General features: G+C 43.5%; 27 protein-coding genes and 1 pseudogene. 2 read left to right on the plus strand and 26 right to left on the minus strand.

From position 1 onward, the window contains the following. From Xmir_RS20180 to Xmir_RS20190, 3 genes are all read right to left on the minus strand, one after another. Positions 1–148: Mov34/MPN/PAD-1 family protein (locus Xmir_RS20180; protein ID WP_422646034.1), on the minus strand; the 148-nt coding region annotated here is incomplete at its 3' end. Position 149: 1 nt separating this feature from the next. Then, the gene (locus tag Xmir_RS20185; RefSeq protein WP_099115821.1) at positions 150–887 is read right to left on the minus strand and encodes a phage minor tail protein L; all 738 of its coding nucleotides are present in this window, start codon (positions 885–887) and stop codon (positions 150–152) included. Then, positions 884–1,231, minus strand: coding sequence for a phage tail protein (locus Xmir_RS20190; protein ID WP_099115822.1), 348 nt, complete (start codon positions 1,229–1,231; stop codon positions 884–886). Before Xmir_RS20190 ends, Xmir_RS20185 begins: the two co-directional genes overlap by 4 nt. Before the next feature lie 158 nt (positions 1,232–1,389). On the opposite strand from Xmir_RS20190, the gene Xmir_RS20195 reads away from it, so the two are divergent. Then, a complete protein-coding gene (locus Xmir_RS20195) occupies positions 1,390–1,593 on the plus strand; it encodes a hypothetical protein (RefSeq protein WP_099115823.1) in 204 nt (67 codons plus the stop codon). Positions 1,594–1,629: 36 nt separating this feature from the next. Here Xmir_RS20195 and Xmir_RS20200 read toward each other — a convergent pair whose 3' ends face one another. The 5 genes and pseudogenes from Xmir_RS20200 to Xmir_RS20220 all read right to left on the minus strand — a co-directional run bounded on the left by Xmir_RS20200 (position 1,630) and on the right by Xmir_RS20220 (position 5,574). Continuing rightward, positions 1,630–2,013 carry a hypothetical protein gene (locus Xmir_RS20200; protein ID WP_099115824.1) on the minus strand — a complete coding sequence of 128 codons (384 nt, stop codon included), beginning with the start codon at positions 2,011–2,013 and terminating at the stop codon, positions 1,630–1,632. Beyond that, positions 2,004–2,786 (minus strand): hypothetical protein, encoded by a 783-nt coding sequence (locus Xmir_RS20205; protein WP_099115825.1) that lies wholly within the window; start codon positions 2,784–2,786, stop codon positions 2,004–2,006. Before Xmir_RS20205 ends, Xmir_RS20200 begins: the two co-directional genes overlap by 10 nt. A gap of 1,017 nt (positions 2,787–3,803) precedes the next feature. Continuing rightward, positions 3,804–4,181, minus strand: a pseudogene (locus tag Xmir_RS34725) (BRO-N domain-containing protein); the annotation flags it as partial. A gap of 273 nt (positions 4,182–4,454) precedes the next feature. After that, positions 4,455–5,213, minus strand: a complete 759-nt coding sequence (locus Xmir_RS20215; protein ID WP_099115827.1) for a BRO-N domain-containing protein — start codon at positions 5,211–5,213, stop codon at positions 4,455–4,457. Between the two features lie 184 nt (positions 5,214–5,397). Further along, positions 5,398–5,574 (minus strand): Arc family DNA-binding protein, encoded by a 177-nt coding sequence (locus Xmir_RS20220; protein WP_099115828.1) that lies wholly within the window; start codon positions 5,572–5,574, stop codon positions 5,398–5,400. A 124-nt stretch (positions 5,575–5,698) separates the two neighbouring features. Between Xmir_RS20220 and Xmir_RS20225 the strand changes: the two genes are divergently transcribed. Beyond that, the gene (locus tag Xmir_RS20225) at positions 5,699–6,082 is read left to right on the plus strand and encodes an Arc family DNA-binding protein (protein ID WP_099115829.1); all 384 of its coding nucleotides are present in this window, start codon (positions 5,699–5,701) and stop codon (positions 6,080–6,082) included. A 159-nt stretch (positions 6,083–6,241) separates the two neighbouring features. On the opposite strand, the gene Xmir_RS20230 is transcribed toward Xmir_RS20225, so the two are convergent. The 18 genes from Xmir_RS20230 to Xmir_RS20315 form a co-directional block, all read right to left on the minus strand. Then, positions 6,242–7,096, minus strand: a complete 855-nt coding sequence (locus tag Xmir_RS20230; protein ID WP_099115830.1) for a zinc ribbon domain-containing protein — start codon at positions 7,094–7,096, stop codon at positions 6,242–6,244. 82 nt (positions 7,097–7,178) lie between these two features. Beyond that, a complete protein-coding gene (locus tag Xmir_RS20235; RefSeq protein ID WP_099115831.1) occupies positions 7,179–7,562 on the minus strand; it encodes a hypothetical protein in 384 nt (127 codons plus the stop codon). A gap of 72 nt (positions 7,563–7,634) precedes the next feature. Continuing rightward, on the minus strand, positions 7,635–8,054 hold the full coding sequence (locus tag Xmir_RS20240) for a lipoprotein (RefSeq protein ID WP_099115832.1): 420 nt from the start codon (positions 8,052–8,054) through the stop codon (positions 7,635–7,637). A gap of 101 nt (positions 8,055–8,155) precedes the next feature. Beyond that, a complete protein-coding gene (locus tag Xmir_RS20245) occupies positions 8,156–11,026 on the minus strand; it encodes a phage tail tape measure protein (protein ID WP_099115833.1) in 2,871 nt (956 codons plus the stop codon). Positions 11,027–11,068: 42 nt separating this feature from the next. Continuing rightward, positions 11,069–11,341, minus strand: a complete 273-nt coding sequence (locus tag Xmir_RS20250; protein ID WP_099115834.1) for a DUF1799 domain-containing protein — start codon at positions 11,339–11,341, stop codon at positions 11,069–11,071. Positions 11,342–11,370: 29 nt separating this feature from the next. Next, positions 11,371–11,673, minus strand: coding sequence for a phage tail assembly chaperone (locus Xmir_RS20255; RefSeq protein ID WP_099115835.1), 303 nt, complete (start codon positions 11,671–11,673; stop codon positions 11,371–11,373). 42 nt (positions 11,674–11,715) lie between these two features. Further along, positions 11,716–12,372 (minus strand): phage tail tube protein, encoded by a 657-nt coding sequence (locus Xmir_RS20260; protein ID WP_099115836.1) that lies wholly within the window; start codon positions 12,370–12,372, stop codon positions 11,716–11,718. A gap of 43 nt (positions 12,373–12,415) precedes the next feature. Then, positions 12,416–12,817 carry a phage tail terminator-like protein gene (locus Xmir_RS20265; RefSeq protein WP_099115837.1) on the minus strand — a complete coding sequence of 134 codons (402 nt, stop codon included), beginning with the start codon at positions 12,815–12,817 and terminating at the stop codon, positions 12,416–12,418. After that, positions 12,814–13,395, minus strand: a complete 582-nt coding sequence (locus Xmir_RS20270) for a hypothetical protein (protein WP_099115838.1) — start codon at positions 13,393–13,395, stop codon at positions 12,814–12,816. The genes Xmir_RS20265 and Xmir_RS20270 overlap by 4 nt, the downstream gene beginning before the upstream one ends. A 1-nt stretch (position 13,396) precedes the next feature. Further along, positions 13,397–13,750 (minus strand): hypothetical protein, encoded by a 354-nt coding sequence (locus Xmir_RS20275; RefSeq protein WP_099115839.1) that lies wholly within the window; start codon positions 13,748–13,750, stop codon positions 13,397–13,399. Between the two features lie 2 nt (positions 13,751–13,752). Then, entirely contained in the window at positions 13,753–14,226 is a 474-nt protein-coding gene (locus tag Xmir_RS20280) for a DnaT-like ssDNA-binding protein (RefSeq protein WP_099115845.1), read from the minus strand. Positions 14,227–14,265: 39 nt separating this feature from the next. Next, a complete protein-coding gene (locus Xmir_RS20285) occupies positions 14,266–15,279 on the minus strand; it encodes a phage coat protein (protein WP_099115840.1) in 1,014 nt (337 codons plus the stop codon). A gap of 16 nt (positions 15,280–15,295) precedes the next feature. Next, positions 15,296–16,000 (minus strand): hypothetical protein, encoded by a 705-nt coding sequence (locus Xmir_RS20290; protein WP_244170996.1) that lies wholly within the window; start codon positions 15,998–16,000, stop codon positions 15,296–15,298. 86 nt (positions 16,001–16,086) lie between these two features. Further along, positions 16,087–17,208 (minus strand): phage minor head protein, encoded by a 1,122-nt coding sequence (locus Xmir_RS20295; RefSeq protein ID WP_099115841.1) that lies wholly within the window; start codon positions 17,206–17,208, stop codon positions 16,087–16,089. 3 nt (positions 17,209–17,211) lie between these two features. Continuing rightward, positions 17,212–18,588, minus strand: a complete 1,377-nt coding sequence (locus Xmir_RS20300; protein ID WP_099115842.1) for a DUF4055 domain-containing protein — start codon at positions 18,586–18,588, stop codon at positions 17,212–17,214. Position 18,589: 1 nt separating this feature from the next. Then, positions 18,590–20,074 carry a terminase gene (locus tag Xmir_RS20305; RefSeq protein WP_099115843.1) on the minus strand — a complete coding sequence of 495 codons (1,485 nt, stop codon included), beginning with the start codon at positions 20,072–20,074 and terminating at the stop codon, positions 18,590–18,592. Position 20,075: 1 nt separating this feature from the next. Further along, the gene (locus Xmir_RS20310) at positions 20,076–20,591 is read right to left on the minus strand and encodes a terminase small subunit (protein ID WP_099115846.1); all 516 of its coding nucleotides are present in this window, start codon (positions 20,589–20,591) and stop codon (positions 20,076–20,078) included. Position 20,592: 1 nt separating this feature from the next. Next, positions 20,593–21,063: an HNH endonuclease gene (locus Xmir_RS20315; protein WP_099115844.1), complete on the minus strand. Its 471-nt coding sequence runs from the start codon at positions 21,061–21,063 to the stop codon at positions 20,593–20,595. Positions 21,064–21,204: the final 141 nt, after the last annotated feature.

Genomic DNA, 21,204 nt, shown 5'->3' on the forward strand with positions numbered 1-21,204 from the left:
GCTCTGTTGGGGAAGGGGCGGTATTGCGGCAGGGAACATACTCCTGCCTTCGTCCATTCTGGATAACCAGCCCGCAACATTCATTGGGGTATTCGGCCTTGGCGTGAGTCATGATGGCGTTAATTATCGATTTTCGCAGTATATCCATATCATCGCCTCAATAGTGCAGAACCGGGAAAACCACCAAATGGCAATTGAGACTCTTCACCATATCGAGCTTTACAATCACTCATTAGTCCACCACACACATCCCGCGACGGATCATTGACCGGATTACCGTCTTCATCAAAATACCGGGTTCCGGTGTAGTTGCAGGGTGACTTTCTATACAGTCCACGAATACACCAAGTACAAAGACTGTGTATCTGTCGGGTGGGGATTTGTATTCCCTGTAAATCAGCCGGGGAAGACAAGGCAAACTGGACGCTTTCATTGTCTTCATGTGTCTTGCTGTCAATATAGAAAACGTCAATTTTTTCCTGTGTAGGGTCGGCCTCTGGGTTGCCCTCGGGAAAATTGCGGGCGTCCAGATAATGGGCAAAGGTCATATGAATAGTCACCTTAGCCTGAGCCATGTTTTGATACGCTAGACACAGCGCGCTGATAGCCCCATCCAGATTGGCAACACTGAGCGTAGGTGATACCGTTCTGCCATCGCCGTTGACTTCCATCCCCTCAATTTGTACGGGCCACGGCTTATACTCCACCCCCTGCCACCAAATGGATTTAATCGGCAAGTCGTCAGGGTCTTCTAATTCCGCTTCTGTGTAAGGAACGGGAAAATTGTGAAAATACAATTCTGGCCCACCAAAATCTGAGCCATCAACTGAGAACAATAAAACCTTGCCCCCGGGTTCAAGACGTTGTAGATCTGCGTTAATAGTCATGCACTGAATGCCTGTTCAAAAGTTGCTGATATTTTCATAACTCCGCTGGCAAAAGGGGTCATAGTTATTGAGTCGGCTTTTACCCGGTATAACCCCTTCTCTCCGAATGGCGGTGTCCAGACAAATGATTTCGCCGTGTGACGGCGGATAAACTTAAATATTGGCATCACCTCTTCCTTGCACCCCATATAAGAGTACGGCCATGATTGAGTTTCGGAATTAATTCCATCAGTGACGACTTGCTTGTAGCCATCACCAAACTCAATTGATTTGACTCGATGTTTAAATTCACCATTAGGCGAATCTTGGATTTGAGTTCGCCATTTAAACTCTTCAGTAGCCATATAAGCTCCTATAAAAGAAAACCTCGCTTCGGCGGGGTTATTTCAATAAAAAACCGCACTAGGCGGCAGATAGAGAAAAGGCCACGCCATGCGCAGTCTTGATAAATTGGTTATTGAGCCTAAAATTAGAATGATTTCCAGCCAACACAGGTATTCCTATGAACACTAACGTACACATCCTGATAGGGCGTGCTGTCTGTCAATTGTTAGCTAAAAACACCCCGATATATGAAACAACAATCGCCGATGCAATAGCAGAGATTTTTAATTCGGAATATTCAGGCACCTATGACGCAGATCGCGCGGCGACACTCAACGCTGCCCTGAAATTATTGACAAATAATTCATCGACAGGGTTGTGATTTGGGTATAAAAAAAACCCGCTGAAGCGGGCGGGTTTAGGCTATTTTTGATTTGGTCATTTCTGTGATTTTTTCGAATACTTTTTTGCTTGTGGTTATTGCCACTCTTGCATCCGTTTCATTCATATCGTGAGATAACTTGTAATCTGATAATATCCTGTTGTCTTTCAAAGATTGAAGCATATAGCCTAGCGCTATCAGATCGGTTTTATTGTAAATTTCATTACCTTTCCAAGAGTCGGTTTTTAAATAATCAATCAGGCCTTGATGATTATCTTTTGGACCTCCTTGCATGGCAGGATACACATTATGATAGGCTGCATAATAAGCTCTGGAGATTGCATTTCTATATCCAACCTCATCATTTCTGGAAGAGCAATCCTCAGCAAAATTTAGCAAGTCCTGACATGTTATAGACAAAGCTCAATCTCCCTCTCCTCGTGCCTATCCCCTCTGATCAAAGCACTAAATTTTTTATCCAACAACTCATCATATTCTGCCAGCTTATACGAAAGCTCAAGGTTCATAGTAGTCAAAAGTTCAGCATCATCCGTATAAACAGACAAACTATACATGTTAACTTTTTCTTCATGACCTATGGTGGAAAGAATCTCTATTCCAGAAACTTTAACTTTATGAGTATCAATAACATCAATAATGTTATTTGCTATTATGGCAACCTGATCTCTGTTTAGGCCGGAGCCATCTAAAAAGTCCTGTAACATCGTTTTAGCCCCCTGAAAATTTTTAATAACAGGTTCGCTTTCCTTTTCTTGGCTGAGTTTCAAGTATTTTTCATAAAATTCACTGGCGCTGCATACATCGCCATGAAAGATATTTACCTGATAAGCCATAAAGCAAAAAGAAGGAGATTCATATTGGCGCGCTAATTTCTGGGATAGTTCTCTTCGCTCAGAGAAAAGTCCACGTTGATGGATATAGGCCAAGTAATTGCCAGCATAAACAATATTGGGGATTTGCAATGCTATCTCAAAATACTCAATCGCTTTACCTTTCTTATTAGCCAAGCCGTTAGCAAGCGCTTTCAGATATGCCAATTCAATGCCAGAACTATATTTTTCGATGTCATTTAGATAGCGGCGAAGTTTAAACTCTGTAATAGAATCACCACGCATCAATGCATCAGTTAATTCATCCGCCAATGCATCCTTTTTGAGTAGCGGCTGTGTCATTTGATATCCTTTATATTGAATTGGTTAAGCGCCATTGTTATCTCAGTCAGGTATTAGTGGCAAGCAGGACGATAGTTCCGAATAAAATCACAAATAGCTGTTTCAATGTTGCTGCTTATTGAAGGAAAGCTGTCTTCCAAGTCAGGATATTGCTGAGTTGGTTTAACAAGGTACCTTATCTTATTTCTACATATAGTAAGTTCAGCAAACGGGACAACATAGAATTTATCACTCTTATTATCATTACTTATCGTTACGATAAATATTTGCCGATTAGGATCGTGCCTGAAACTTAATCGCCTAACGGAGAATTCCTTCTGTGACCGTTCATCAAAGAAAGAATCAATAACTTCTGTCGAGTGGCTAATAGTCTGTATAGATCTGGTATGCTCAGTTCTCATATAGCCCCCTAACGTTATGAAATTAAAAGAAGAGCCTATTTTGCATTTAGCTCATTGATAAATATAACTGAGGTAATATTAGACCGTTTGAACTTAAGGTTCAACAAGAAAACTTGTTTCTTTGTTGTTCTATTGATGATTAAAATTTGTCAAACTGCACCGATTTTTAGCCCTCCATGGCTTGATCTTAAGCGTTGAACTTACCTTCCAATGCTTTCATCATCGGTTGCATATCTTCTTTATGTATCAGTAGATAACCAGCTCGCTGAGCTATTTCCATAAAGTCGTTTAAGGTTGATACATGGTGACTGGGTGTTAGCGCCTGAGAATAAAGTATCTCGCCGCGTTCAAGTTCCATCAGCAATCTGCCAGTAAAACCAGAGTAATTATTAGGGATTGGTAGCTCCTCTTTACCTAAAAACTCACCTTCAATCGCTTTAGTCGCCAGATACTCTATTGCTGAGGGAAGCTGGTCATTATTTAGCTCATCAATATGATTAACACCGAACTCATGATGAACCATCTGGAACAGCTTTTTACTATTTAGCCCGTACTTACCCATTAGGGTATTAACCAGACCACGAAGAGGTGTCCGATCTTGGACTGTGGTTTTAGTTACAGTCGGGTTATTTTCAACTTCCCTATCCAATATATCCAGAACCCATCTGCGAAACTCTTTAGCAACACTCGTCTTAGAAAACATAGCGACCAGATGAGCACCACGAAGAGAGAAGACTCTAACCAATTTTTTACGTAAGCTATTGTTTATCCCATTGACCCTCAAATTGAGGGTCATTGTCATGGCTGAGGTAAATTCATCCGAATTGCGGTCGTAAATCTGTGTTATCGCATCTGTTTTCTTGTACTGTAACGCTTTGGCTAACTCAGGAGCAGTGAGCCAAATGTCATTAGCATGAGACACTGGATTAAAAACGTTACTGCGGAAAGTTAACTGATTAGTGTTATTCGTTTTGCTAATTGCTATAATGGTCATGTCTATTTTCCTTGGAATGGTATTAGACGATTTAGAGGCCCCCTGACTATTGCACTAGCTGGGGGCTTCGCCGTTTTAGAGCGGTACTATTTATTACGTTACTGTAACGTTTTGTAAAGGTGATTAACCGCGAATTGCGATATACTTCGAATATTCAGCTAATTACACTCGTATATAAGGTAAACATTCATTGTTAACACCAAAAATTACTGATAAATTAGTCAATCCTATTAAAAAGATTATTGTTTAATCTGCCTTCCTTGGCTCAAATCCTTAAGCTACTTCAACACCGTGAATCAGATGCCTAAGCGCCTTGATACCGTTCTCGTTATAACGGAATGCTTCGACTTGTTTATCTGAGTGCGCTGATTTGTCCAAAAAGAACTTCCCATATTGTTCATTTTTGAGGTTGTTCTTGTTGGCAACTCTTCCGATTTTGTTCGCCGACACTTCCAACATCTCACCCACTTCACCAGCTGTGTAGTATTTCTCCTCCAGTACAGGAAGAGGAACAGCCTCAAAGCCGACAATAGGGTTAACAATATTAGCTGCTGCGCACTGTTTCGCTTCATTGCTCAAGTTTGGCATCAGGTCAAACAGACTACTGATCGCATCAACCGACATTTTCAGCGTTCTGGCTTTCCTGAACTCAGGTAAGCCTGACTGACTCTGTTTGATAGAATAGCTTCCTGTTTCCATAATGGATGGAAGCACAGACTCAAACACCCAATCTTGGAAACGCTCAGCAGAGGGTAAATTACTGCGCATTATCAATCTGAACACATCTGATTGACCAACAAGAATGATACCTTTGGGTCTAAACCCCAATCCTAATTGTTCCGTATCAGCACAATTAAGTTTAATCAAAGACTTACAGTGGTCATTTAGAGCCTTAGCCGGCTGCGCATAGCCTAACGCCTCAGCCAACTTTACAGCTAAGAACACCGGCTGGCCTTTATATTTCAGCCCAGAAATGGTTACTAATTGGTCGTTGCTTGACTTGAACTCAAAATGTTTGATAATTGACTTCATATATCTCTCTCCAGTGATATACCTATGGATACCAGTAACGGCAAAATACTGGTTTTCACTCTTAGAACACCTGCAAGTGCTCTAGTAAATAGGATGGTCATTCGTTACAATGGCTACGTTGTTTATCTCACGTGGTAAATAACACTCAGAGGCCCTAGTTGTTCGTGCAACTGGGGCTTCGTTGTTATTGTACTGCATGTCCTTTTTCCTCTCTCAAACACTTTGCTAATCGCATTACGATTGCTGAATTCAAAGAAATAAAATCCATCCCTGCTTTTTCCTCTAATTCCTTTCGCATTGAATCTGGCAATCTCAAGCTGAATTGGGTGCTTTTGTTCTGGCTGTGTAATTCGCTACTCATGTAATATCTCCTTATCAAAACCAATTTGGAACTAAAACCAACTTGGAACTAGAACCAATTTAGCATCATTTATATTAATGTCAAGTTGGTGCTATGATGAATTCATCATAACTTGAGGTGAACCATGACTAAGAAATACCCTAGCCAAGAAATGGATAGATTTAATGTCCGTATGCCTGCTGGCATGAGGGATGAGATAACGAAGATTGCAGAAAAAAACGGGCGCTCTATGAACACCGAGATCGTTATGATGCTCCAAGAGGCTATTGATAGCGCGCGCAATGCTGACTCCTCTCATCAGAACGTCACATTAGTTAATGGAAGTGATACTGCATCAACCATCAGTATTAATATTGATAAAGAGAAGTACAATGCAGCTATCAATAAGGCAGTCACATTACTTATAGCTGAAGAGTTATTAAACGATGATGGCAATACAGATAATGATGAGTTCAAAGAATTCTTTATGAAGATAGCAGAAAATGTTAATAAAAAACTGAACAAATAACATACCAAAAATAATTAATAATATTAATTTGTTATAATAGAAAAAATCATTTCTTGACCAACAAGAGCCTGTTCACCAACAAAAAAGCCCCGTAGGGGCGATTCTGCACCTTAATCGGTTAGTGTCCAACTTTTGGGGTGCAGCGCATGAATGGGGCTGTTATTTCCTATGACTATTTGACAATTCACTATCCCAGTATTTTATTTTTCTAATGAATGTTTCATGAATCTCACTAGGTAGAGTACGTTTTATTATGGCGATTTCATCTTCAAAGTCTCTATAGATGCCAGTTGAATCCGGTGATTGAGCGAAAAATGCTTCAACTAACTTTTTCACTCCATCATCATTTATCATGAAGCCGTCTCTTTTCTTTATAAGAAGATCTTCTGTGTTAACCGCTTTTTTTGCAGCTTCCACAATAGGGTCTACCTTGACCAAATCAATGCTGTGAAGCCAGTATACATACCTGTCTTGAAATTGTTTCTGAATTGCTTTTGGCAACCCTTTATTAAGGCTCTCTATTTCCGATTGATAATGAAGCTCTATCTCTTGAGTGTCCTTGTCTATGTTTGCTTTTATCAACGTTTCTGATAACTCCTTAACCCTGTCATCTATTAACTCTATCCCATCCTTCCTTCTTTTATAAAAAAACTCAGGAGGGACATTAGATGGCTTAAATTTCTTAAGGGTTATTTCTTCTATTTTTTCCTGAACATCACTGCCGCAATGCTTGCATTTAAGCGCTTCCGCCTTAATCATTTCTGCACAATAAGGGCATTTAACATAACTATCACTGGATTCTGTAGAGTCTATCCTCTTTCGCCCTAAAATGGCCATCAAGAGGCCACAGAGAATTATGAGACAGCTAATCAGTATGAAATTTTGTCGCTGACCCATTAATCCGATATTGTTAACTCTATTGCCGTAACCTGTCGCCACACTTACATCCATGTTAAGAGATGCGAACATAGAAATGACTCCTATAATAATTAGAAATATACCAAATTTTTTCATCTTTTCCCCATGATCAATCAGTAGTTATATAATGGTGAAAATCTTGCGTCTACCAACAAAAAGCCGCGCAGGGCTTGGCTAGCTATTCCGTGACCTCATCAACCCACTTCACTGCTGTATATTGGATTCCTGTTGTAACATCTTTATATTTTCTGCCAACATAAACATAGTATCTTGTTTTATAGCCTGTATACCCGCCGTAACTATTTTTAGCGTTGATCTCTACTGGTACAACATAAGCTACATTTCTTGAAGCGGGGGTATAAGCTAGTCTGGCATCATGAAACTTGTACTTTGCTGAATCAGGATCTTTCAGTGTGTTAGCTATTATACTCCTCAGTGTTTCTTGATAGTTAGCTGGTAAATCATCATATTTAGCGTTTCCGATCTCCTGCTTTGTCATGGGACTGACGCAACCAGTAACTAGAAACATACCGCCTATAATTAAAACAACTAACTTTTTCATTACTACCCCTCATTGTTAAATTTTATTCATAGTACCAACCAATGAGGGGAAACACCCAAAAAAAAGGTTTAATTATTTACCATCAGCACTGAATGCTTTTTTAATCCCTTTCATCCCTTCATTGAAAGCATTGGTGGCTAATATCGTTAATTTTTGACAGCTGTACTCATCCATGTTGCGCTGGCAACTAAATGATGGGCTGATCTCTTTTTCTCTATTATTTACTGGAACTATTTTAGCAGAACCACCTAAAAACCGATTGCCCGATGGCGAATATGTAGCAATATAGATATCAGATACCGTATCAACACGCACTCTTGTGATTAGTTCTAGCTTTTCAGGTACATTAGCCCACATAGAGCGGCATTCAGAATCGCTATAACAGCGCTGATTTTCTACAGTCAATTTGGGTAGTGGCTTTTTTTCCTTGGATGGAACTGCGCATCCACTCAAAACCAATGCAGCAGTTAATCCAACAACTAACCTTTTCATCTTCATCTCCTTTAAATAGATACATGAATCTTAATCAAAGTATGATGCAAAATGAAGCAAAGCAAACTGGAATCCATTCCGATATATCCTAAATCCCCCTTTCACCGACGCCCTTTAATGGTCTGATATAAGGCAGACGCGGGATTGTTAAGCATTCGATTAACACCCACTTCGACCATTTGCAGAAACTCACGCCTAACCGCTGCATCATTACCGCTAGAAGATTGCTGCTGTTGCTGCTGACCGCTGCTAATATTGATATCACCGCTCATTACCAAAGTAACACCACCAGCAGAAGCGGGTTGCATTCCGTACATCTTGGACGACGGAGTGTTTATTACCATAGGCTGAGAACTACCAACATGGCCACCAGTAGCATAGCCTCGTTTAGTATTGTTCATTAGCCTATATAGGTTTTCGACGCCTAAACGCTGTGTCGCTTCTTTGGTGAATACGAATTCGCCACCATGAACAACACCTTTTGGTTCGTATTTACCACCATTTCCAGTATAACCTCCGCCAGCGTAGCCAAACCATGTCTTACCAAATTCAGTACCACCAAATGCCGTTTTCATGGCTTGTAGTATAGCCATTTGTATCAGCATCTTAGTAATCATACTAAGTATTGATTTAGTAAAATCTGCAAAGTTAGCCTTGCCAGTGAGAAGGAAATCAGACAGTGTATTACTCATACCTGCGAAAGTTGCTTGTGAGATTTGGGCAACATTAGCGTAGGTGTTGGTGGCTTGATCTTGGAAGTCGATAAACCCTTTTTTAATACCAGCCTCCCAATTCCCTCTTAACGAATCTTCCTCAGCATAATAGAGTCTTAGAGCTTCCTCCTCCTCTGGCGACTTCGCCTTTTCTAGCGAGACGCCTCGTTGATAATCCTTATCTGTTTTTCCGGAGCTATCAATTAATGCCCTTGTTCGCGCATTAATTTCATCAATCCTTTTCTTTTGCTGATCTAACTCTCTATTCTTTTGCTTCTGTAATTCAACCTCATCACCTACGACAGCTAATGCACGCTGAGAAGCAAGAATGGTGTCTTTTTGCAGTAGGAGTGACTTTTCTCCCTCAGTGAGCTTTCTCTTCCCTTGGGCTTCTTCCAGAATGGCAATTTGGGCTTCCATATCCCACAATTTTTTACGCTCAGAACTGATAACGTCATTGACGGTCTTGTGCTCTTTGAGGACTCTTAACTGAGCTTGCAAGGAAAGTAATGCTTGATTTGCAGCTTCATCTGCGCGAGTACCGGCATCAACTTTAAATTTAGACTCTTTGCGTAGTTTTTTACCCGTACCGGGCATTTGGCGGTCACGGTGCTTATAGTTGATTTGCTTCTTATACTCTTCGTACTTTTCCTGCGTTAAAGCATATTTTTCAGCTTCTAGTTTCGCCAATTCCTCATCACGTTTGGTTTTCCAGCTGGCATAACTGTTATGCCATTTTTGGCGAATTTTGAATTTTTCAATTTCTATCTGTTCATTATTCTTTTTGGCTTGCTCTTGCGCGTTCTTGAGATCAATTTGGAACTTTTCTTCTTTAAGAGCTGCTATATCAGCGTTTAGCCCGTCAATCCTGTACTGTGGAGTGATGAATAAATTACTAAGACTTTTAAGTAACTCTTCTTTTTCGCGTATTTGTTCCTCTAGGGTGTTTTTTCTGCCTTTATTGAGCATGGAGTCCCAAGCGCCTTTAGCTGCATTTTGCACTCCTACCCATGCAGACTCTAGATACCCCAGATTACTGACTATATCGTTCGCCCCATCATTGATAGATTGAGCATAGGCATCAATAGCGATTCTGGCCGCCGCCGTTGTATTCCCCTGTAACTCTAATGTTCTAATCTGCTCCAATTGCGCAGCGGTCAAATGATGGTTGGCTTTTTCCAGTTCCAGTGACATTTTTAACGGCTCATCCTGCAACCGTTGAAATTGGTTTATCGTCGTCTCAACTGCCTGACCCGTAATATAATTCATCTGCGCCGCTGCTTTAGCGATACGGGATATTTCATTGTCTCTAAATAACCCTGTACCGACTACGCTAGCAATAGATGCAGCCATTTCAGACCGAGTTATGCCATTACCTGACATCACACGAGCCATTTCGTTGAGCTGTGAGGCGGTTTTATTAGCGTAATTCCCTGTCAAAATGAGCTGCTTATTGAATTGGGTAAACTCCTGCTCTGCTTCATAAGCAACTTTGACAATACTTCCTATCCCTGTAATGACTGCACCAATCGCTCCACCACGCAATAGCCCACCCATGCCTATTGAGCTGGCAATGTTTTTAAGCCCATTAATAACTGATTTATTTTTTCCGCTTAAGTTGCCAGTTTCCTTACTTGTTTCTTTTAGCTTATTGATGTAAATATCTGCCGCAGAGCTAACGCCTAATTGCGCTGCCCTGTGTTTCAGCAATTCATTACGGCTGAGGTTTTGTGTTGCGAGCTGATCTTTTAATCTGGCAAGAAACATTTGACCCGCCGCAGACCGTTTCGCGTCCACTTCTGCTTGTTTCGCATCGACCTCTACCATTTGTTTCTTTTTGCCAACAATGTCAGAAATAATGTTGCGATAGGATTCAAGGTCTAGTTTTTCCGCTTGCCGGGCTTTTCTGGCATCGGCATGAATCTTGGTTAACTGTTCTGTGGCGGTAGCATTACGTTTAACAGCATCGATTTGTTTAAAGAACGCCTCTGCCACTTTATCCTGTTCTGCTGCGAGGTTTTTTGAGATTGGTGCAGCTTTCCGCTCTTCTGCTGCTAACTCCGCAATACTTCTGTGCATCCTGTCAATTTCTTTAGCCATTGCCGCAGAAGCCGCAGCGTTCTTTTCTGACTGACTGGACAGCTTGTTTGTGGAGCTACTCGCTTTATCAGCAGCATCGCTAAATGAGTTTAGTTTTTGCTCACCCCTTTCAAGGTCGGCGGTGTTAACCTTTAATGAAATAGTTGCTACATCAGTCATTTTTGTTTCCTTCGGGTATAAAAAAACCTCCCGAAGGAGGTATTACTTCTTGTGCATGACTTCGAGTGACTTAATTTCCATCACCCGAATATCGTTAAATACGGTCGCCCTGTCGTTGATGTTGAGATAATCCATGACCTGATTTAATGGCGAGTAATCCAGCCCCGTAGCACCATTCATACCCACCCGCCATTGCGTTCTCATTGCGCCAAAGACCAGATACGAATTCCACACATCAGGCCAGACCTCAACATCACATTCATCTGGAAGGAAGCCAAAGGCTCGCTCAAATTCGGCGGCATCTTTTTTGCTCATGCCTCCATATAATGCCTCAGCGACCGCGATTAGTTTTTTTCGCGATTACCCAATAGTTCGTTGTAATAGGTTGTAGTGATTGCCGTTGCTGCTGACGGATAGTTATCAAGCAACAGTTTTAAGTTGTTAGAATTGTAGGGTTCCTCTATCGCCCAATCAGCGATAATTTTTTCAAAAAAGTCCACCGCAGGCATTTCACGCATTTCTTCAAGGGCGCTGATTGGTTGATGGTGAAAAGTGAATGTGACCACCTCCGACTCTTCTTTTCCAGCGACTGGAATTGATACGTTTGCTTTGAACTTAGGATTAGGAACGAGTGAAAAATTAGCCATTTAAAAAATCCTCAAAAGAAAGCCCCAATTAAGGGGCAATTATTATGCTGCGTTGGTATAAATCTGCATTTCAGATTTGAGAGAGAAACGAGCGGTTACGTTTTCCACTTCGTTCATAGCTGTATTGGGTACGCGCTGGAACGACACGGACGCTGTGTAATAGCGGTCTTCTGCTGCACGTTTATTGAAGAAACGAATGGCAGTGATCTGCTTGCTATCATCCAGTTTCATTAGCAACTGGCGAATAGGCAATTTCGCATCGTGAGCAAATGTATAAACCTGCACAACACCGTTTTTATAGGTGTCGATAGTCTCCGCCTGCTCATCTTCCAAGAACTGCACTTCTTGCGTTTGCTGCTCACCGCCTTCTGTAGAGAGCGTCATGACCTGCGGCATTACTTCCCATGCTAGTACCTTTCTCAATGAGCCTGCACCGCCACCAGCAGGGAATGTGTTCTTATCCGTGGTGTCCAAACTGTCCAGCGTGATACTTTTTTCCGTTACCGCCTTGACGAGATATGCACCAGACGCTTTTTTCCAGCCAGAGCTGACATGAACAACGTCCCCTCTGGAAATGTCTGTAACTGATTCAACCGTCAGTACAACCTCTTCGGTGTTAGACGCAGATGTGATTTTGATTTCCGCCCCATACTGGCTTGCAATATAGACACGGGAACCGTTAGGGATGTTATAGGCCATCGTTACCTCTTTTATGCATAAAAAAACGCCCGTAGGCGCTGTGTTATCTGATTGAATCACATCGGTATGATGTGCGTATGGGGATAGTGTAATTGGCACCATCCTGAATGACTGGAAAGATATTCGGCTCATCATTGAGGTATAAATCATCGGTCAATGACAGCCCGTTCTGTAGGGATTCAGTTACTCGATCAGCAATACCCATCAGAGTTGAATCACCGGAACCGGACTTACCTATTACATTCACCTGAATCACACCCCGGAAGACCGGCATATCCAGCGATAACCCGATGTTCTGCGTCGTTGCGGGCATAATATGTAATTGCAGATACGGATCGTTGATGTCATCAAATGGCATATTCGGCCATGACACTTTTAAACCTTCCTGTTTGGCAAACTTAGCAATCAGAGAGCGAATGGCCGCATTTATCATAGACTGATTCATGATTTAGTCTCCGTAACGGCATCACTAAAGAATTTCTGAAACTCCTGCGCTGTTACGGCAATCATGCCATTGGGTGCCTGTTTTGAATGCCCCATCTCCAGACGGTAGGCATACGGCACAATGTTTGAGAAATAGACCGCTTTCACACCTACCTTGAACTGCCCAATAACCAAATCACCCACGGCCTTAGTCATATTGCCGCTTTTATCAATGCGCCCTGTTTCTTCGGTGGGAATTTCATCAAATGAAACTTGCCAGTTACCACGGAATCGACCGCCCGTGTATCCCGGTGGCGCTTTGATATCCATAGAATCGGTGATGCGAGCGCGTTTTTTCAGTTGTCGCCTTTTAGAGGTCAGGTTCTTGGGATCTGACTGTTGCTGCTCATTCCAATCATGTACCGCCTGATTATATTCTCTCGCTGTTTTGTTAGCTGCCCACAACTCGGGGTTGCCAACGGGTGACATAATGACCAATCGTGACAATATCTTGATAAACAAGCCCCTTGATGCAGCTTCAATATTGTCTTTAGCTTTATTCACAAACGCATCAATGGAGGCCATAAATGAATCTGCCATATCACGCCCTCAATTGAGATTGGTAACAGAGTACGATATCAGCAGGTTTTATTGGGTTAGGCTCAACAACACGTAACCAAACACCATCTACCCGCACCAGATCGCCTTTCTGGATCTCAACGCCCGGAGAAAAGACCATTTTGATATCCGTTGAAAGAATAAGAGAGCCGTCAATTTCATTAGGGTTATATCTGGTCTTTACACCGATCGCGTTAAGCCGTTTCTCCGATTCGTGATGCTCCTTGCCCTCATCATCGACCCAGTGTCGCCCTTTTCGTTTTACCTGAAATTCGGCGCCATACTTTTTTAGCAATCGTTCAGACGTTTTTTGCATTCTCGGGTAGAATTTCGCCATGATTACCCCCTGAATACCTTAAATGTAGCGCCGCCACCAGACAGAAAATCCCGCAACGTAGAATAAAACCACGACATATTGGGTTTGCCTGAGTTGGTGCCCTCTGCATACGTTACCGAAACTGCTCCACTGACAGCCTCAGACACGACTTCACCACCGACTGTGGGGGTCAAGTCGAATTCCAGTGAGTCAATAGCCAGTCTGCACTGTGCCTGAATTATCGGTTTAGGGATAACGTCATCTGACACTAACTCACCATCGGCATATGTTCCCTTTCTTGGGAATGCCAGTGACTGACCTTTGTTAGCTTTTCTTCCTTTCCACTGTTTGGTAGACAGGTAATCCATAGCCTGAAACAACAGAGGCGATAGATCGCCATCAGGCAGAGAGTAACCACGCTGAACAGCAAATTGCGTTAAGTCTTCAACACTGGCGTAGCTATTGAATGTTGGCGAGTTTTTATCTGAATCAATCATGCTCACCTCATAAAAAAGGGGCATTTAAGCCCCTGTTGATTACTCGTTACTTGCCTGAGTCTTGCTTTTTGTACTGCCAGATACCGCCTTTCCACTCAATACCGCAGCAAACGGTACATTCTTGCGGTCAAACTTACGCTGCCAGTTAGCCGCCTGAGCGATATCATCAATGGATGGGGTCTTATTGGGATCTTCCTCTCCCAACCAGCTAAAACCAGCAGGTTGTAAGATGAACGTTTTACGTTCCCATAACACCTCAGCACCGCCGCCATTACCGCCTGACGCCTTGCGGTCCAATTCAACCGGAGTATGTGGATTGCCGCTACCATAACCAAACGCACCACCACCAAAGAAGACAGTTAGATAGCGCCCGTCCTGGTACTTCAAGCTGTCATCCATGAAGATAGGTTTACCCAGATATGTTTGCAGAATGACACGGCCTTCTGAATCACGGATCGTCTCAATCAGGTTCTTGGTCGCCATTTGTTTCATGACAACAGAGTGGACGCCGATAGCACTGAATGTATCGGCAGCGTCACCCGCGGTAAATGCCGCGTCAATCAGGTTGTTAGCTGAAATTTCATCTCCCCCCTGAATCACCATGTCACTGTCATTATTTATGATGTTATTGCCAATAATCCCACGCGCCGTACCGATCAGGTAGCGCTGCCACTGACGAGTCCAGTAAGTGCCAAATCGGTTACGGATATGAGCCATTGGTTCACTGTTTGCTAACTCCGCAGCCAAATCAGCAACGCCATAGCCTTTGTTCAGGAACAATACGCGAGATTTCAGGCTGGATTGAGAGGCTTTCCCTACCTTACCAATTTGATCAGGATCATCTGAGGTTGCATTAGGCGCTTCGTTCGCGTCTAAGTCATTCCAGTAGTTAATCGTTGCCGTACCCTGACCATCAGATGCGATGGTGTCTAACTGAGGTAGGCGGATGATAATACCTGACTCAAATACGGCAGTCTTTTCTGGGCTATTCAGTGGTGCGATAGCTTGGTAATAATCACCACGGAAAATATCGGATAAACGGGTTGTTGCCATTTAATTCATGCTCCTGTTACTGTGTTTTTACGAGGCGTTTAAATTCCTCAGGATCTTCTTCAAGTAAACGGATGCGTTCTGCTTCCGTATAGTCGTGCCAAGTTTTACCGCCACCTCTGGTAACAGTTTGACGCTGACCTTCACCACCGGTTCCGGTCGCTTTACTGCCGATAACAACAGGCGCAAACAGCTTGTTGCTACGGAATTCTTTTTCTAAATCGTCGATTGTCAGTGCAGACGGCTTACCTTCGCTATCAACTACGCGAGTTTTACCTTCTTCAACAATAAGACGTGACTTGATATGAGGCAGAAGCAACGCTGCACTGTCACCCGCCAGTTTTGCCGCCAATGATTGAGCGACGTTATCCACCAGCAGCGTGCGCAAATTACTGTCTTTGTCTTCGAGTTGGGTCAACAGCTCTTTTTCACGGGCAGTGAGTTTCTCAGACCAGCTTTTTTCCAGTGCTTCAATATCACCATTTTTACGGGCTTGTTCATCAGCGGCTTTTTTCGCAGCCTCCTCCGCCTGACGGCGCTTTTCCTGCTCCGATTTCTTCTCAGAAAGCAGCTCATCCACTTTCTTTTGCAGACCGGAAACGTCGGGAATTTCTGGCATACCTTCAATCTGTAACTGATATTTATCACCTTGCTCTTTGTACAAGGTTTTTTGTTCATCAGTCAGCGCTTCAAATTCTTCTTTTGTTAATAAAAATTTAAACATCGTAAACCTCGGGTTTTGATGATGTAGTCACCGACTACAGGTAATAAAAAAGGCCACCGAAGTGACCTTGTAAATTTCTTGCTTGGTTATTCGTAACCGGCTTCAATAAATGCTTTTTCGTCAATCTCTTTGAGTTTATCCAGTGAAATAAACTCGCCTCTATCTGTATAGAACTGCGAGGGGTGCATGCCGCCATCTTTCATCAGCCGGAAACGAGTTTCACCAAACACTTGTCTCTGCCTCCACTCCGGCTGGCGCTGAATCCACTCTAAAAACGTTGTATTTGCTGGTACTTGTCCATCCATTGACGCTCGCGTGCCTTCACTCATTTCATCAATATCAATACCGAGTTCACGCCATGATTTCACCACCAGCGTTTCTATTGAGCGACAATTGAAATGGATTTTTCCGGGACCTTGCAAATACGGGATTTTGTGCCCGATAGGTTTACCCTCCAGTGTGTATTTCAATCCGTCGCGCACGATACAATCATTGGAGGTTTTATTATCCAGCGTTGATATCCAGCGCTTGCAGTCAAGGATATCCCGATTAGCTTTAACGAATTGCTCCCTCGCCACTGCCTGTAGATGGCTGACGGCTGTCTTGGCGATGGTGGTTGCATTAGCCCTACTCATTTGCAGAGCGCCGTCTTTATATCCCTGATTGGCGTGTCCTCTGATCTTCCTGCCTATCTCAACCGCACTATCACCATTCAGATATCCGGCACGAACCGCGTTACTAATGCGAGCCATTCGGTCTTTTTCCAATCCGTCAGCCCATTCTGATAACAGCTTTCCCTGAAACGGACGAGCCATCACAGAGGAATACAGCATCTCTTCTGTAATTCCCACCAGCGGGTATTGTCTCAGAACGATGTCAGGTAATAGATAATCAAACAGTGATGGATAATATCCAATCTCATACCGTGCATGTTCCAGCATTTGACTGGACAACACAGAAAACGCGCTCTCAACGGCGTTTTTATTAATGGCTCTCACACTGAATAACAGCGATTCTAATCGCCGCACCGTGAAGCTGTTTGCGTCAATACTGGTATCATCTAATGCAACAATTAAAGATGCCGCTAACTCTGCGTCAAACGTGTTCAGAGTCTTAACCATCCTGCGAGCAACACCAGTGCTATAGCGACCAGAAAACAAGGAGTGCGCAATCAACTCGTCCATTATCATTTCGTTGATGGATTTCATTTATCACTCCAGCATTTCAGGGGGTTTATTTCTCAATTCATCCTCAATATCTTCTGGCCTCTCATCCTGAGGAACGATATTAACGCCTTGCATATACCGGATAAAATCAACCTTGCGCATTTCGCCAGACTGGACAGCAGACAATAGTGTGGAAATGGCCGCAGAATCAAGCTGCGCGATTTCATAGGTTTTATTCAATTCAATCGTAGCTTCACCCGCTCCGGCAAACTGAATGCAGAATTGTAATGCCCGATTGAATGCCTGTTCCACGTTACCGGCACACAATGACAGGATAGAATTATCTGTCTGCGCCTCATTCTGCGCCTGTGTTGCTGTTCTCGCAGATGTACCACGCTCAATCAATTTAGCACCCAGCATTGCCATTTGCTTTTCGCGACGCTCTGCGACCGTTATTTGAATATTGCGCTCTTCCGGTTGAGCGAATTTCATATCGGCGTTTTGAGGCAGAAGAACACCAGAGCGTGAGCCAACAGTAAACCCATCAGAGAAATATTTATCCGCCCATTCATCAGTGAGGCCTGTTAACGCGACCATCGGCTGCCCGACTGTGTGCGCTGACTCTGCGATGTCAGCCTCAGCCTGATAGTGTTTGATATTCACATAAGCAATGTCTGCAAGCGGTGGCGCATCTGGCGTATGATCATTATTCGACGCCCCAACCCACGACCACGGCAATTCAGGCAATGGATGACCAAACGAGTCTTTAAGCTCAACCCAATCCTCAGCGATTAAGTCACCATCCTGATACCAATTTCGCGAATGCGCCTTACCATCAATGAGACGCAATTCAATCCAACGGTCAATCATCTGTAAATCAAAATAGTCTGATTCTTTGGGTTCTTGATAATGAACGACAACCAATGATGTTTTGCCATTAGTGACTCGCCAGTTGATGATCTGCTTTGCTGTGAACAGTTGAATATACGGTCGCCCTTTGTTTGCTTCTGATTGAATGCCTGCGCCTGAAAAATCTGTCAGCAACCCCGCCCGCCCACGCTGTAACACCTGTGATAAGGCATCGCGTATCATTTGTGTCAGCGGCTGTCCTTCACCATTGATATCTGTTTCCAGATACTCAATGCCACCAGCAATATCAAATTTAACGGGCTTATTAAATGCGATACCTAACAACCCCAACAATGTTCGCCCCGTGGCATTAATGAACGACGCACGGAGCAAATAGCGCTTATAACGTTCATTATGAGGGTCATCTTTGGCTTTTTTATCTGCCGGATGTGGCAAATATTTTTCACCCCGACTCTTAACAACCCGTTCGCCGTCAACACAATCGCCGATCATGTTCCACTCAGACAGAAATTCATTGTATGCCGGATGTCTGTAATCAACGTTTGTATTCATGTTAGTTCCAGTTGAAATTGATTGATTTGGTTAGGCGTTTTTGATTACGCTGACTGACAGCAAAGTAACGAAATCCATCAGCGTCATGTGACGCATAGTCATGCAGCGGTTTATCTTTCCAGCAGCCGCGCTTGTCGTCCCACTCTTTGCGATAACTTTCCAGATGAACTATCCCCTCACTGCATTTTTCTTCATCAAATACGCAGTTAGGCAGGATTTCACGCACTGCTTCGATACCTTCATCAATAGAGAGCTTAGGCACCACATTGAACCTGATAGAATAGACTTCACCATCAATCATGTAGCCCTCTCTTGCCAGTTCTCGGCGTGATTTCGCGTCTGAACCAAATTCACGGTTGTCGATATCATGTGGCCCGTTGTGACTGGCATAGGTGTAACCTTTGTCTTTCAGTACCTTCATGTAGTGCCGCAAACCTTCGCCACTGTTTGAGTAATGATCGACAATGTGGAGCTCTTTGCCCACCTCACGCACGAACCAGATAGCGGTCGAATCCCCCACACCGATATCCCAGAAGGTATGAACGGGCAGGTGTGAATTATCCGGCAATTTACCAATGCGTTTATTTTCATACAGCCAGCGGAACTGCTTAGCGTAGTAAGCGCCCTCGACTGATTGTTGAAATGCCTCGGCTGGGATCGACGGATATTCCCGTTTCATGTCATCGCCTAATGTCTTCTCTTTGGCGAGATACCACGCTTGTTGGCGTTCTGTCAGGTTGATCCCATGTTTTGCCTTAATCTCGGCAAAATAGTCAGCCAGTCGCTGTGGTATTGGTTCTACCGGGTCAATTGCATAGAGTGGGTTCTTCCACCACGAGAAGAAAAAGAATTTCCAATCGAGGTTAGACAACTGTTTGCCTTGTATCTGTGCTTTCTCTGCCGTCTGGCAATAGTCAAAGAAGTAACCGGCTCGCCCTTCCGCTGTACTTTCAATCGTCGTGAAACAATCGGTTGATACCGCTTCAAATGCACCAGTAACTATCTCACGCGCCTTATCGGGAAACTTGGCGCATATCTTCCCGAACTCAGAGACATGCAGATAACGCAATGTGCCACCACGGAATGAGGTTGATACATAGAGTGACCCGCCTTTACGAAAGACCAGCTCACCCGCCGCATCATTGCTGGCAGGGTTGGCCGCTTTAATCTCATCGGGTAGGCGGTCGTAGGCATATTTGACCTTCTCACGGAATAAACGCTTGGCATCGTTCAACGTGTGGGCTATCAGGGCGCATTTGGCTGATTCAAATAACGCGGCATCGAGCTGGATAATGCAGACCTCAGTTGTAAACCCCAATTGACGGGCTTTGAGAATAATATTGCGGGTGTGAATCCCTTCAAAGTATTCCAACTGCTCTGGGGTCATTTTGAATCTGACAGGCAACCCTTCCTTGTTGGTTATCCAATACAGATTATTGAGCCGCCAGAGCTTATCGCGCAGTAACGCTAAATGTTCCGGCTTCATATTATCCCTTAGACAGTTCGTCCATCAGATCGGATAGCGTTCCGACAACATCATGCTCATTTTTGACCTGCTCACGGAATGCCTGAACGCTGATATGTTTGCCTAGCAACTCTAAGTTCTTCACCTTATCCGGCCACTTGATCTTCTTGAGTAAGGCAGCGGTATCTTGTGATCCTGTCTCAACCACCTCCAGCCCAGATAGCGTGGTGCGCCATACTTTAGGCCAGTCTTTCACGGGCTTGAGTTCTCCACTATCAGTGAGAATGTCGAGCACGTCCATTTGGTCAATCTCGACCAGTCGTTTCAGGACGTAGTCAGCATTGATTTGATTGCGCTCATTTCTGTCCAATTTTAATTCGTGGATTCTATTTTGAATGTTAACATTTATTAACAGGCGGCTAGCCTGTGCTGCGGCTGTGCTTTCGCTGTATCCCGCCCGAATAGCCGCCTGTGTGGCGTTAAGGTCTTTTAAGTACTCTTGGCAAAATACCTCTTGCTTTGGTGTGAGCTGTTTCAATTCACACCTCCGAAACATTGCTCCAGCTTTTATAATTTACAATTTCTGAAATCATGGACACTGATACTCCATATTTGACAGAAAAACTCTTTAGTCCCAAATCCTTACTATCGCGAACATAGCCCCGCCTAATTGCTAATACGTCTTTTGCTTTCAACTTGGCTCTGCTATTGCGTTCACCTGAGCGATCAACATTTGAATTACGCCCCCTTCTAGATCTATCATTGTTGTTGTCTGCCACGGTTCCAATGGTGAGGTGTTCAGAATTAACGCATGATGGGTTGTCGCATTTATGACGAACCACTTTCCCTTCAATTTGAGAAAGATTTATTCCGCGACTTTCACAGTAAGCAATGCGGTGAGCATAAAAAGGCTTGCGATTGATGTGCTTTTGACCATAGCCCTTTTTGTTTATATACCCTTCGTAAATTATGCACTCTCCGTCATATACATCATCAGGATGCTTAGCCATATTCTTTCCTTACTTTAATCATTCAGAATAATTAGAGTGGTAGTTTTGGGGCAGCCTTGTTTGCGACAGGCTCGGGGGATACGGGGTGGCATATCACCACACCCCACGATAGAGGGAAGCGTGATACAGTTTCCCGCCGGG

The organism is Xenorhabdus miraniensis, assembly GCF_002632615.1.